Origin of the sequence: Paraburkholderia sp. (assembly GCF_050742655.1) — a bacterium.
Classification (GTDB): Bacteria; Pseudomonadota; Gammaproteobacteria; order Burkholderiales; family Burkholderiaceae; genus Paraburkholderia.
The window spans coordinates 176060-188509 of record NZ_JBOIGG010000006.1 but is presented as its reverse complement, the minus strand read 5'-3'; the positions used below and the strand labels follow the sequence as shown (position 1 = coordinate 188509).

The 12450-nt window shown below is 63.7% G+C and carries 12 protein-coding genes; 6 read left to right on the top strand and 6 right to left on the bottom strand.

From position 1 onward, the window contains the following. Window positions 1-75: 75 nt before the first annotated feature. Both ACREXZ_RS11175 and ACREXZ_RS11170 read right to left on the bottom strand, forming a co-directional pair. Complete coding sequence (locus ACREXZ_RS11175) at window positions 76-1278, bottom strand: NAD-dependent formate dehydrogenase (RefSeq protein WP_431764123.1); 1203 nt, start codon at window positions 1276-1278, stop codon at window positions 76-78. Between the two features lie 172 nt (window positions 1279-1450). Beyond that, window positions 1451-2374 (bottom strand): LysR family transcriptional regulator, encoded by a 924-nt coding sequence (locus ACREXZ_RS11170; RefSeq protein ID WP_431764122.1) that lies wholly within the window; start codon window positions 2372-2374, stop codon window positions 1451-1453. A 153-nt stretch (window positions 2375-2527) separates the two neighbouring features. Here ACREXZ_RS11170 and ACREXZ_RS11165 point away from each other — a divergent pair, with 153 nt between their 5' ends. The 5 genes from ACREXZ_RS11165 (at window position 2528) to ACREXZ_RS11145 (ending at window position 6805) form a co-directional block, all read left to right on the top strand. Further along, the gene (locus tag ACREXZ_RS11165) at window positions 2528-3001 is read left to right on the top strand and encodes a hypothetical protein (RefSeq protein ID WP_431764121.1); all 474 of its coding nucleotides are present in this window, start codon (window positions 2528-2530) and stop codon (window positions 2999-3001) included. Window positions 3002-3127: 126 nt separating this feature from the next. Beyond that, a complete protein-coding gene (locus tag ACREXZ_RS11160; protein ID WP_431764120.1) occupies window positions 3128-3565 on the top strand; it encodes an MbcA/ParS/Xre antitoxin family protein in 438 nt (145 codons plus the stop codon). After that, window positions 3562-4263 (top strand): RES family NAD+ phosphorylase, encoded by a 702-nt coding sequence (locus ACREXZ_RS11155; RefSeq protein WP_431764119.1) that lies wholly within the window; start codon window positions 3562-3564, stop codon window positions 4261-4263. Before ACREXZ_RS11160 ends, ACREXZ_RS11155 begins: the two co-directional genes overlap by 4 nt. A gap of 128 nt (window positions 4264-4391) precedes the next feature. Next, window positions 4392-6428 carry an acyltransferase family protein gene (locus ACREXZ_RS11150; RefSeq protein ID WP_431764118.1) on the top strand — a complete coding sequence of 679 codons (2037 nt, stop codon included), beginning with the start codon at window positions 4392-4394 and terminating at the stop codon, window positions 6426-6428. Between the two features lie 98 nt (window positions 6429-6526). Continuing rightward, window positions 6527-6805, top strand: coding sequence for a hypothetical protein (locus ACREXZ_RS11145; RefSeq protein WP_431764117.1), 279 nt, complete (start codon window positions 6527-6529; stop codon window positions 6803-6805). On the opposite strand, the gene ACREXZ_RS11140 is transcribed toward ACREXZ_RS11145, so the two are convergent. The 4 genes from ACREXZ_RS11140 to ACREXZ_RS11125 form a co-directional block, all read right to left on the bottom strand. Further along, complete coding sequence (locus tag ACREXZ_RS11140) at window positions 6802-7542, bottom strand: metallophosphoesterase (RefSeq protein ID WP_431764116.1); 741 nt, start codon at window positions 7540-7542, stop codon at window positions 6802-6804. The genes ACREXZ_RS11145 and ACREXZ_RS11140 overlap by 4 nt on opposite strands. A 139-nt stretch (window positions 7543-7681) precedes the next feature. After that, window positions 7682-9103, bottom strand: a complete 1422-nt coding sequence (locus ACREXZ_RS11135; protein WP_431764115.1) for a c-type cytochrome — start codon at window positions 9101-9103, stop codon at window positions 7682-7684. Window positions 9104-9124: 21 nt separating this feature from the next. Next, window positions 9125-10726 carry a GMC family oxidoreductase gene (locus tag ACREXZ_RS11130; protein ID WP_431764114.1) on the bottom strand — a complete coding sequence of 534 codons (1602 nt, stop codon included), beginning with the start codon at window positions 10724-10726 and terminating at the stop codon, window positions 9125-9127. A gap of 105 nt (window positions 10727-10831) precedes the next feature. After that, a complete protein-coding gene (locus ACREXZ_RS11125; RefSeq protein ID WP_431764113.1) occupies window positions 10832-11410 on the bottom strand; it encodes a sugar dehydrogenase complex small subunit in 579 nt (192 codons plus the stop codon). Window positions 11411-11755: 345 nt separating this feature from the next. Here ACREXZ_RS11125 and ACREXZ_RS11120 point away from each other — a divergent pair, with 345 nt between their 5' ends. After that, the gene (locus ACREXZ_RS11120) at window positions 11756-12406 is read left to right on the top strand and encodes a DUF1345 domain-containing protein (RefSeq protein ID WP_431764112.1); all 651 of its coding nucleotides are present in this window, start codon (window positions 11756-11758) and stop codon (window positions 12404-12406) included. The last annotated feature ends 44 nt before the right edge of the window (window positions 12407-12450 follow it).

Here is a 12450-nt window from a genome sequence, read left to right as displayed (position 1 = left end):
GAAGATGGTTTCATGAAATGAGAAAGAAGAAAAAGAAAGAGCAGGCGAGCGCCTGCTCCACATGTGTCATGCCGTTCAGGCAGCCTTGAAGCGCGCCGCCTCTTCGGAGCCCGACGTCGCGTTGCCGGCCGAGTACGAATGCGCGCCGACGCCCGCCAGCTGACCGCCGTCGACGACCAGATACTCGTCGCGGATCGGCTGCTTGCCGAACCAGCATTCGAGAATCTCGCGCGTGCCCGCCGCATAGCGCGCCTGCGCGGACAGCGTCGTGCCCGACGTGTGCGGCGTCATGCCCTGGTGCGGCATCGTGCGCCACGGATGGTCGCGCGGCGCGGGCTGCGGGAACCACACGTCGCCCGCGTAGCCGGCGAGCTGCCCGCTTTCGAGCGCACGCGCAATCGCATCGCGATCGCAGATCTTGCCGCGCGCCGTGTTTACGATATAGGCGCCGCGCTTCATCTTCGAGATCATCCGCTCGTCGAACAGATGCTCCGTCTCCGGGTGCAGCGGACAGTTGATCGTCACCACGTCGCACACCTTCGCCATCGACTCCGCATCCGGATGCCACGTCGCGCCGAGTTCGCGTTCGACCTGCTCCGGCAAACGATGGCGATCCGTGTAATGCAGCTTCACGCCGAACGGCTTGAGCCGACGCAGCACCGCGGCGCCGATGCGTCCGGCGGCCACCGTGCCCACGTGCATGCCTTCGAGGTCGTACGCGCGCTCGACGCAGTCCGCGATGTTCCAGCCGCCCTTGCGCACCCATTCGTGCGACGGCAGATAGTTCCGCACCAGCGACAGGATCATCATCACGACGTGCTCGGCGACGCTGATGCTGTTGCAGTACGTGACTTCCGCGACGGTGATCTTGCGTTCGATCGCGGCCTGCAGATCGACGTGATCGGAACCGATGCCCGCGGTCAGCGCGAGCTTGAGCTTCGGAGCCTTCGCCATGCGCTCGGCGGTCAGATACGCCGGCCAGAACGGCTGCGAAATCACGATCTCGGCATCGGCGAGTTCGCGCTCGAACACTGAATTCGGACCGTCCTTGTCCGACGTCACGACCAGCGTGTGGCCCTGCGATTCGAGATATGCGCGCAGGCCCAGTTCGCCGGATACGCTGCCGAGCAGTTCGCCAGGCGTGAAGTCGATCGCCTTGGGCGTCGGTGCGGTCTGGCCGTCGTGATAGCGGTCGATCTTCGGGATGTCGTCACGCGCATATTTCTTCGGCATGCCGTTGACGGGATCGTCGTATAGAACACAAAGAACCTTGGCCATCTGTCTCACTCCGCTCTGACGCAGTCGCGTGTCGGCACACTGCTGCCGACCGGTCGCGCGACTGCGGAGACGACCGGCAGACAAAGTGTCGGTGAGCGCGACATGAGCGGTCCAATCGTTTGGACAGATGCTTCGATAAGCGCGTCTTATCAACGCGCGAAGAGGCGAGCGATCAGGCGGCGGGCAACAGCGCGTCGAATTCGCGCTGCAGATCGAGCTGGCTGGCCGCGCGCCACATCGCGGACACGAGCGCGGACATCGACGGCTGGTTGCGCGCGATGAGGCCGATCTCGCGCGTGAGTTCGGGCAGCAGCAGCGCGGCGGTCACGCCGTTCTTCGCTTCGAGCGCGCTTAGCAGACTGTGCGGCAGCACGCTGTGCAGCGACGCGCGCTGCACGTGCGAGTACAGCGCGAGCAGCGAGTCCGCTTCGAGCACGACGTCGGGCTGCACGCCGCCGCGGCGAAACGCCGCGTTGATCACCTGACGGTTCTGCATCGCATTGCCGAGCAGACAGAACGACAGCGCGCCCACCGCATCCCAGCGCGTCACGCCGGCGCACGCGCCTTCGCCCTCGCCAGATATCGACGGCGACAGCAGCACATAGCGCTCGCGATACAGCGGCAGCACTTCGAAGCCGGCCTGCACGCGTTCGTCGAGATAGGTGAAGCCGATGTCGAGTTCGTAGTCGTCGAGTTCGCGCAGGATCACGTCGGAGCTGAGCGAGCGCAGCGAATAGCGGATCGCCGGATGCGCTTCGCGACAGGCGGCGAGCAGCAGGCTCACGACCGGCATCGTGGTCGGAATCGCGCCGATGCGCAGCGTCCCGGTCAGACGGACCTGCGCGGCCGATGCGTCCTGACGCATCCGGTCGAGCGCGGCGAGCGTCTGTCGCGCCCAGCCGAGCACGCGCTCGCCCTCTTCGGTGAAGCCGAGAAAACGCCGGCCGCGCCGCACGATCACGAGTCCCAGCTCCTCCTCGAGATTGCGGATCGCCGACGACAACGCAGGCTGCGACACATGGCACAGCTCGGCGGCGCGCGCGAAATGCTGCTCGCGCGCGAGCGTCACCAGGTAGTCGAGCTGACGGATGAACATGAATGCTCCGGAGATTCGCGGGTTCGGCCGACATGCCGACGCCCGGACAGCGCAGCCGTTTGCCGGCGCACATGGGCCTGCGTTATATTCGCACGTATATTACGCTACGCTCGATGCGGCGAACCACCGGTTGCCGTCGTGCTGAGGAAAAGAATGTCCATCGACAAGGGCCGCCATCCGGCCGGACTGGCGGGAAAGATCACGCCGTTGCGGCCGCCGGCTGACCGTCGCCGCGCCGATTCGATCCGCGACGTGGTCGACGCGTTCATGCGTCTGCACGGCAGCGTGTCGCGCTTCGTGGAAACGCTCGCGCGCAGCCGCGGCTTGCCCCTCTCTCTCGCCGCAGCGGCACCGCAGCCGTTCGCGACGCTGCTGTCGTCGCTGCAAAGCCACGCGGAACAGGCAGGCTTTCCACGTCTGCCGGAACTGAATGCGTTCATCGAACGCGCCGCGCTGGCCGAGGGGCTCCGCGACGTGATCTTCCAGTCGCCAGCTGCCGATCAGACCGTCTTGCGCGACGCCGCCGCGGCGCTCGACCGCCTGGACGCGGCGCTGATCTCGCTGTGCGTCGGCCAGGTGCTGGAGCGCCAGGCGCGCGTCGGAGCGCCGGCCGCACACGCCGTCTGACACCCGTTCCGTCACTGCTTCCCGTCCCCGCTACGCCGTTTTTCGTGCGCAGCCAGTATACTTCGCTTGCATTAATCCACAAATGGACTAATATCAGTTAAGAGTTCAATTTAGGACTAAATCATCATGCCATCTGCCGCACGTGCTTCCGCTTCCCAGGAGCCGCATCGCCGGCCAGCCGGGGAACCCACCGCCGCCGAAATGTCGTCGGCGGGCCTGCGCGCGTTCTTCAACATCGCCCGCGACTGGGATCTGAGCGCCGACGAGCAGATCGTGCTGCTCGGCTCGCCCGGCCGCTCGACGTTCTTCAAATGGAAAGCCACGCCGCACACGGCGCGGCTCGGCCATGACACGCTCGAACGGCTGTCGCTCGTGCTCGGCATCTACAAGGCGCTGCAGATTTTGCTGCCGCTGCCGACCGCTGCCGACTCCTGGGTCAAACAGCCCAACACCGCGCCGCCGTTCGGCGGCCGCCGCGCGCTCGACCGCATGCTGGCCGGCAACATCAGCGATCTGATCGCGGTGCGCCAGTACCTCGACGCAATGAGAGGCGGCTGGGCGTGACGGAACCGCACTGGCAGGACCGCTGGCGCTCGTCGCCGCTCGCCTGGTCGCCCGCATACCGCGTGATTCCGACGCGCTTCCCTGCGGTCAACCTGTTCGACCGAGTCGCATCACCCGAAGACTTCGCCGCGCTCTACGCACTCGAGGCGCTCACCAACGACCGCCTGCGCACCGAGGTCGGCGATCTCGATCTGGTGCCGCGCGACGAGCGCCGTTTCGGCATGGGCTGGGGGCCGATCATGGCCGCGCTCACGCATCTGAATCCGGGCGGTAGCCGCTTTTCAGATGGCACGTACGGCGTGTTCTATTGCGCGCGTTCACGCGACACCGCGATCGCGGAAACGCGTTTCCATACCGGCCAGTTTCTCGCCGCGACCCGGCAGCAGGCGCTGCGGCAGCAGATGCGGCTCTATACGGTAATCGCGCACGGCGATGTGGTCGATCTGCGCGACGACCCTTCACTCGATCCCGGCGTGATGTCGCCGACCGACTACGTGCCCGGCCAGATGCTGGGCCGCGCGATACGCGAAGGAGGGGCGCCGGGAATCGCGTACCCGTCGGTGCGCGATCCGGGCGGCGAATGTCTTGCTGCGTTCCGCACGACGTTGCTGCGCGACTGCCATCACGCCGCGCATCTCGAGTACAACTGGAACGGCAGCGCCGTCGACATGGTGTTCGAAGTGAATCAGGTGGGATAGGCGCGAACGCTTGCGGCTACCCGGTGAATTCGGCTGTCCTCTTTACCGCTGGTCCGCAGGGCTTCGTGCCATCGCCCGATCTTTTCCATTGGTTCCATCCACGATCCTCGTCAGAAGGATCTGATCTCATGCAGCCGAATAAAAATACTACCGCTCATCATTCTCCGAATTACCGCCCGGACATTGACGGCCTCCGTGCCGTCGCCGTGATAGCCGTGATGCTGTGCCACGCGGGATACGCTACTTTCGCAGGCGGCTTCACAGGCGTCGACGTATTTTTTACGATCTCAGGTTTCGTCGTCACGACTTCAATATTGGGAGACCTTGCGCGTAGCGAGTTCTCGTTCAAAGGCTTCTACGCGCGACGCGCAAAACGTCTTGCGCCGGCGCTCTACCTGGTGCTGGCCGCGACGTTCGCTTTCAGCATTCTGTTTTCCTTTCCTGACGACAGCTTCCATCTGGCCAGGAACATTCTTGCGGTGGCCACGATGACATCGAACATCTTCCTGGCGAAGCAGACTGGCTACTTCGATGCCGCTGCCGCTGATCAACCGCTGCTGCACACATGGTCGCTATCCGTCGAGGAGCAGTTCTATGTCGTTCTGCCGTTGCTGCTGTACTGGCTGCATCGGAAAGCAAAGAGGTGGTTGTCGCCCGTGTTCTGTGGCCTTGCCGCCGTGTCTTTCATCTCAGCCGTCGTTGCAGCACATCGAGGCACTACGGGCACTTACTATTTCGCGCAGTATCGGGCTTTCGAATTCCTCGTTGGCACGCTGTTGGCAATGTTCGAATTCAGGCGCAAGCCGGTACGTTCGCGCAGGTTCGACGCACTGTTGGTCGCAGGCATCGTCGTCGTCCTGATCGGAGTGTTCGGTTTCAGCGTTACTGCGCAGTTTCCCGGCCTGGGCGCGATCGTGCCTTGCGGAGGAGCGCTGCTCATCATCTTCGCCGGCCGCCGATCAGTGGCACTTGCTCGGATCCTGTCGAATTCGCCTACTGTCTTCATTGGCCGGATTTCATACCCGATGTATCTGTGGCATTGGCCGTTGTTTTTTGCGCTTCGCAAACTGGGTCTGGCAACGCCGATAGGCTATGCGATTGCAATCGCAGTGACGCTTGTCCTGTCCGCGCTCACATACCTGTACATCGAAGGCGCTGCCCGTCGTTCGACGATGCCAGCGCGGGGCGCGCTACTGTGGTTCCTCGCCATACCTTTGGTGATATCTGGTGCTTTGGCGGGCACCGGCAAACTCTCGAACGGCTTCCTTTTTGCCTATCCGGCAAGGATCCGCAATGACGTACGGTGGGCAGGCGACTCGCTGTTTGATATGCCGCGTGGCAAGAAGTGCTGGTCACAGATCGCGGTAACGGATGAGGCAACGTGCGCACTGGGGAACCCCAGCTCGAAGAACAGGGCAGTACTTTGGGGTGACTCGCACGCATACCACCTGATCTATTTCTTCGACCGGCTGGGCAAAGCAAAGCAGATGGCGATTCACGACGTCGCATTTACCCTGTGCCCCCCAATCGAAAACGAGCCAGCGAGGCCGGGGGACATGTCTTATCTCGAAGACCATCTTCATTGCGTCGCACACGACAAGGCAGTGATGTCGTATGTGATGTCGCAACCCGATATTCAGACAGTTTTCATGGCTTCGGCATGGCAGAACTATCAGAACCTGTCGACGGACCCGAATGCCGGCCCGAGCGGGCATGGTTTCCGGCCGGACCAGCTTGAAAACGAACTGGCAGATACCATCGGCAAGCTGACTGCCGCTGGCAAGCACGTTGTGCTGATGGACGACGTGCCGATGATTCCAATGAATCTGATCAACTGCAACTTTAATAACGATCTTCTGCTTCCAGTTCGCCGACAGGCATGTCAGTTCGACGCAAACATTGCGCGCGAGCAACATGCACCGACCCTGGCGATGCTGACACGGCTACAGGCCAGGTTTCCGCAGATCGACATCATGCACACCTACGACGTGCCATGTACGGCAGCAACATGTACGCTCAACTTCGACGGCCTGCCGATCTATCGGTACGACGATTACCACCATTTGAGTGCTGCGGGCAGTTCGCTCCTGTTTCCAAAATACATGGCCCGCCACCCCGGCGAGTTAGATGCCATTTTCAGACACGGAGGGGTGGGAGGAGGATGACTCCGAGGTCACATCGCACTGGGTGGCGTGTTTGGCAGATATGACGCCCTGCGTGTCGCCGATAGTACGGCTACCAGCCTGTGGTCAAGATTGTACGAATGAACGCTATGCAAAGCATGCCTGCTGACAAACGGGAGATATTTGAGGAACGCCTGAAAACGATCATGAGAAGTGCAGGTGAGAAAGCGAAACTCTGTATCGCAGCGCACGACTTTGGTGCCCCCGCGTACTACCCTGCATATATGGTTAACCATGGACTGGGCGCGATGCAGGCGGCTATGTCAGGGCAGACGACGGAGGATGGCGGGCTTCGGTCCGATTTCGATTCGACTAAAGGTTGGAGTGATGCTTTAACAGGGTACCTGCAGTGCGATTAAGGCAATGCCAACGCCCCCGCCCCCTCCGCCTGCGCAGCCGCAACACTCACCGACCACCGATGCGCCTTGCGCGCCTCGACGATCGTCAGTTTGCCGCCCGGCCCGAATGCGCCGGTATCGATAAAAACCTGCGCACCGATCTGCTGCAGTTCGCGCATCGGCGTATGACCGCAATACGTGAGCGAGAGCCCCGACTGCCGGTACGGATCGCTGTTGCCCATCGCGAGCTGACGACCCCATAACAGTTGCTGCCGTTCGTCGTCGGAGAAGTCGGCCGCATCGAGCTGCGTATCGGAGCCGAAGAACTCCGCATGCAGCACGTTGTAGCGCGCGCTGCCGTCGCCGATCACCCTCACGAGCGGCAACGTGCGCAGCCTGCGCGCGTACTGCTGCAGCCGTTCGTCAGGCAGTACCGCGGCCCACGCACCGCCGATCCCATACCACCACTGACGCTTCAACCGCCCTTCAGCGACTGCGCACATCGCGTCCTCGTGATTGCCGAGCACCGCGTAGAACCACGGCTTGTCGAGCAACGCGAGCGCTTCTTCCGACTGGGTGCCGCGGTCGACCAGATCGCCGACCGAGAACAGCCGGTCGCGTGCGGGATCGAAGGCGATTTCGCGCAGCAGATAACGCAGCGCATCCACGCAACCATGCAGATCGCCGACGACGAAGTCGCGACCGCCCGTGTTGACGGGATGATGCTGGACGACGGGAATGGCGGAACTGGCTTGCATGGCACCCATCATAGTCCGCTACGCGTTGTGCGTATGCGCGCTGCCTCGCTTTTCTGTGGCCGGCGAGACACACGAACGACATGCGCAATGGAAAACGGCGCGCCCGGCAATCGCTACCGGAAACGCGCCGTCGGCACGGTCATTGTTGCTGCGCGCGCAGCTTCGCGATCTGATCGACGGTCACGGTCGACTGCGGATTGCCGAACTGCTTCGTTACGTAGTTGGTGATCGCTGAGACCTGATCGTCAGTGAGCTGGTCGCCGAACGACGGCATCAGCACGTCGGCCTGCTTCGTCGTACGGCTCACGCCGTGCAGGATCACCATCGCGAGATTGCTCGCGTCGCCGGCGCCCACCACGCTGTTGTGAATCAGCGAGGGGTACGCGCCCGGCGCGCTTGCGCCGACGCCCTGCCCGGTCCAGTTATGGCAGGTCGCGCAGTTCGCGATGAATAGCTGCGCACCGTTCACCGACGTGACGGTCTGGCCGCGCAGCGCGGTGACGTCGTCGGCGGGCTTGCCCCAGTCGTCGCGCGACCGCGTGACGCCGCCGCTCACCGGCGGCACGCTGCGCAGATACGTCCCGATCGCGTGCAGGTCGTCGTTGCTCAGGTACTGCGTGCTGTCGGCGACGACTTCGGCCATCGGCCCCGCCGCGTTCGCGCGACCCGTCGCGACACCGGTCGACAGATAGCTCGCCAGTTCGTCGTCGCTCCAGTTACCGATCCCGGCGTTCTTGTCCGGCGTGATGTTGAACGCGTGCCAGCCCGCCTGCGTCGCGCCGGAGAAACGGTCACTCGATTTCAACCCCTGCATGAAGTTGCGCGGCGTGTGGCATTCCTCGCAGTGCGCGAGCCCTTCGACCAGATACGCACCGCGATTCCATTCGGCGCTCTGCTTCGGATCGGGCACGAAGCGCCCTTCGTCGAAGTTGAACAGATTCCAGAACACCATCGCCCAGCGCTGGTTGAACGGGAACTTGAGACTGTTGCGCGGCGGCGTGTAGTGCACCGGCACGATCGTGTTCAGATACGCGCGGATCGCGAGCACGTCCTGATCGGTGACCCGCGTGTACTCCGGATACGGAAACGCCGGATACAGCCGCTCGCCGCTCTTGCCGATCCCTTCGTGCATCGCGCGCAGGAATTCGGCGTCGCTCCACTGGCCTATACCGGTGTCCGGATCCGGCGTGATGTTCGGCGTATAGATCGTGCCGAACGGCGTGTTGATCGGCAGGCCGCCGGCAAACGGGCGGCTCTTGTCGGCGGTATGGCACGCGATGCAATCGCCTGCGCGCGCGAGATACTCGCCGCGCTTCACGAGGTCGGGGCCTGCGGCCGCGACCGGCTGACCCGGCGACGCATCCTGCGCGAGCGCCTGGCCGATCGGCGACTCGTCGGGATGCAGGGCCTGCGGGTCGTGCCACGCATGCCACGCGAGATACAGCGCGAACAGCGCGAAGATCGCCGCGAACGTTGCGACACGCATGCGGCGCTTGCCCTGTGCGGGCGCAGGTACCGCGGCGTGACCCACCGACCGGGCGCGAGACGTGAATTTCGTCATGATGGCTCTCCGTCGGTCCGGTCAGATTTCGCGCTTCAGCTTGTCGGCCAGCTTCAGCGCCAGCGCGCCGATCGTCAGCGTGCAGTTCACCGAAGCCGCGGTCGGCATCACGCTGCTGCTCGCGATGAACAGGTTCGAGTGATCGTGCGTGCGGCAATCCGTATCGACGACCGAATCGGCCGCGTCGGCGCCCATGATCGTCGTGCCCATGATGTGATTGTTCGGCGCGAACGTATCGTCGAACGACACCTCGGTGCCGCCGAACAGCCCCGCGATCTGCGCGTACAGCTCGTGCGTGTTCGCGGCGCTCTTCTTCACGTAGTCGTTGATCGAGTAGTAGATCTCGGGCTGCGGAATACCGAGCGCGTCCTTGTGATCCGACGACGGCACGATGCGGTTCTGCGGTTCGGCCAGATGCTCGTGGAAGCTGTTGATGTTCAGCGTGCGCGCGGCGCGGTCGCGGATCTGCCGGTCGAGTTCGCTGCCCGTCACGCCGTTCTTCAGCAGCGCGGCGGTGACGCTCATCGTCGGTACGCCGTTCGACAGGTGCAACTTCTTCGCCGCGTAGTCGGAGCGGAACGCGCCGTCGCGGAAATTGACGATCGACGTCATCTCCATCGGCCCGCGTCCAGGCCACAGCGGCTCGTTCGCGAGGAAGGTCACCCCCGTGCCCGGATGGTCCATCAGATTGCGGCCGACCTGGTCGGAGCTGTTGCCGATGCCGTGCGGGAATTTGTCGGAGGTCGACATCAGCATCAGCTTCGGCGTTTCGATGCCGTTCGCGGCGAGCACGAACAGCTTGCCGGTCACGCGCGTGCTGTTGCCGTTCGGATCCTTGTAGTGGACCGCGGTAATGAGCCCTTTATTGTCGGCCTCGACCTTGTAGACGACCGCCTGCGGAATCAGTTTTGCGCCGGCCTGCTCCGCTTTCTCCGCATGCACGACGCCGTTGTACATCGCGGCGATCGGACAGATCGGCATGCAGTTGTTGTTGCCGCAGCAGGTCGGACGCGCATCGTACGGCCGGCTGTTGCGCGCGACCGGTTCGGGCACGACCTTGAAGCCCTGCGGGTTCAGCACGTCCATGAAACGCTGGTCCATGTACGACAGCGGCAGCCCGTTCATCGGATACGGCTTCGAGCGCGGCGAACCGAGATCCACCGCTGCATCAGGCCCGGACACGCCCAATTGCACTTCGGCCGCGTAGTACCACGGCTCGAGCGTTTCATACGGATACGGCCAGTCGCGGCCCACGCCGTACAGCTTCTTCAGCTGGAAGTCGGACGGCAGCAAACGCCACGTCGCCGCGGCCCAGTGCCACGTCGTGCCGCCGACGAGCCGCACGTATTGCGAGTTGTACGGATACTCGCCCTTCTGGATCAGGTAGTTGTTCTCCGGCGAATACTCGGGATGCGGCGCATACGCCGTCGACGGATATGGTGTCGCGAAGTCGCCTTTGGCGGGCGAGTTGCGGAAGTTCTCGACGATCTGCCAGCGCGGAATGCGCGGCCCTGCTTCGAGCAGGATCACCGATGCGCCCGCGAGCGCCATCTGATGCGCGACGAGACCGCCCGCCACGCCCGAGCCGACCACGACGACATCGGCGGAATTCGAATTTGCCATTATTGCCCTCTCTTGCTGGCTTATTTCTGCTTGCTCGATTATTTGCTACACGGCTTTCGCACGAACGGCATAAGACGAGACGCGCGCGTAGGCACGGCCGGCCCGTCACACACTGGCGGGCTTCTGCGTCCAGTAGAACGGCACGTCGCGGCAATACGAGGGAATCGTCAGGACATCTTTCACCGGCTCGAACATCAGCGCGCGCTCGTAGGCGACGACCTGCACGTGCGGCATATCGCCGACGAGCCCGAGGTACCACGCGCGCATGATCGAGCCGACCGTTTTCGCGAGCGCCGGCTGATCGGCCTGCAGTGCCTGCGTGACGGTATCGGAGGGCACGCCGCCGTGGCCCTGCAGCCAGGTGTTGAGGGCGGCGACGTTCTGGGTGAACTGGCTGTCGGCTTTCGACAGCGCGTCGTAGATGCGCTTGCCGAGCACCGGGTCGAAGGCCGGATGGCCGGTGAGGCGCTGCGACAACGCGACGAATGCATCGAGGCCGCCGCCTGACGGTGCGTCAGCGAACGCCGACGAAATACCGAACAGACCGGCGGGCATGCCGAGCCGTCCGGCGGCCGCGAAAGCGAGTGCGGCAGCCGACGCGCATGCGCCGAGCATCCACGTCCTGCGGCCTGCGGAATGCGTCACCGCGGAGTGGTGCGCATCGTTCTCAGTTGCATCTGTCATGGGGGCTCCAGATGATATGTATTGTGTCGACCAGCGCTGCAGTCGCGGCTCGATGCCGCGGACGCCGCGCCGGCAGTCCGCCCCAAAACCCTGGTCTAACGCACCGCTTCAAGCGGTGTCTTGTGCGCCTGGTTGCTGCATGTGCTGCCTGTGTTGTTTACCGCCGCCCGGCCGGTCGACCGCAAGCCTCCGGCATCCCACCGAAAGCCGTACGCAAGGCGGCGTGCGAAAACTATAGCCTCCGCGCGACGATTCGACAAATCGCGCCGGACCGGCGGGTAGAATCGCCGCAGCGGATTCGTCCGCGGGTTCGTCTACTTTCGGCCGCCTTTTCTACCACATGCCATGACTCTCTACCCACTAGTGCTCCGCAACCGGCCTCGCATGATGATCGGGCTCGCGCTCGGCATCGTCGCGGCGCTGCTCGTTCCGTGGTCGCTGCGGCCGACCGTGCGCGTGCTGATCGCGTGGGACGTCGCAGTATGGGCGTATCTCGTCCTCATGTGGTTCCACATGGCCGCCGCGCATCACGACCAGGTGCGCGAGTTCGCGATCCGCGACGACGAGAACGCGGGTGTCGTGCTCGTCGTGATCTGCATCGCGACGATCGCGAGTCTCGTGGCGATCGTGATGGAACTCGCGTCGGCGAAAGGCGGCGGCACGTCGAGCGTGCTGCATTCGCTGCTGACCGGCGTCACGCTGATGGGCGCGTGGTTCCTGATCCCGACCATCTTCACGCTGCACTATGCGCGGATCTACTTCGCCTCCGGCAAAGAAACGGCGCTGCAATTTCCGGATAGCAAGCTCGACCCGAACTACTGGGACTTCATGTACTACTCGTTCACGATCGCGGTCGCGTCGCAGACGTCGGACGTCGTGCTGCGTTCGCGCGAGATCCGCCGCGCGACGCTCGCGCAGTCGGTGCTGTCGTTCTACTTCAACGTCGCGGTGCTTGGCCTGTGCGTGAACATCGCGGCGGGTTTGCTCGGCTCGTAAGACACCCGCGACGTGTCTCAATAATCGGTCGCGGCGGCGCTGCA

Coding starts and splice junctions, on each gene's coding strand:
- ACREXZ_RS11175 (WP_431764123.1), bottom strand. CDS start 1,278: ATGGCCAAGGTTCTTTGTGTTCTATACGACGATCCCGTCAACGGCATG.
- ACREXZ_RS11170 (WP_431764122.1), bottom strand. CDS start 2,374: ATGTTCATCCGTCAGCTCGACTACCTGGTGACGCTCGCGCGCGAGCAG.
- ACREXZ_RS11165 (WP_431764121.1), top strand. CDS start 2,528: ATGTCCATCGACAAGGGCCGCCATCCGGCCGGACTGGCGGGAAAGATC.
- ACREXZ_RS11160 (WP_431764120.1), top strand. CDS start 3,128: ATGCCATCTGCCGCACGTGCTTCCGCTTCCCAGGAGCCGCATCGCCGG.
- ACREXZ_RS11150 (WP_431764118.1), top strand. CDS start 4,392: ATGCAGCCGAATAAAAATACTACCGCTCATCATTCTCCGAATTACCGC.
- ACREXZ_RS11145 (WP_431764117.1), top strand. CDS start 6,527: ATGAACGCTATGCAAAGCATGCCTGCTGACAAACGGGAGATATTTGAG.
- ACREXZ_RS11140 (WP_431764116.1), bottom strand. CDS start 7,542: ATGCAAGCCAGTTCCGCCATTCCCGTCGTCCAGCATCATCCCGTCAAC.
- ACREXZ_RS11135 (WP_431764115.1), bottom strand. CDS start 9,103: ATGACGAAATTCACGTCTCGCGCCCGGTCGGTGGGTCACGCCGCGGTA.
- ACREXZ_RS11130 (WP_431764114.1), bottom strand. CDS start 10,726: ATGGCAAATTCGAATTCCGCCGATGTCGTCGTGGTCGGCTCGGGCGTG.
- ACREXZ_RS11125 (WP_431764113.1), bottom strand. CDS start 11,410: ATGACAGATGCAACTGAGAACGATGCGCACCACTCCGCGGTGACGCAT.
- ACREXZ_RS11120 (WP_431764112.1), top strand. CDS start 11,756: ATGACTCTCTACCCACTAGTGCTCCGCAACCGGCCTCGCATGATGATC.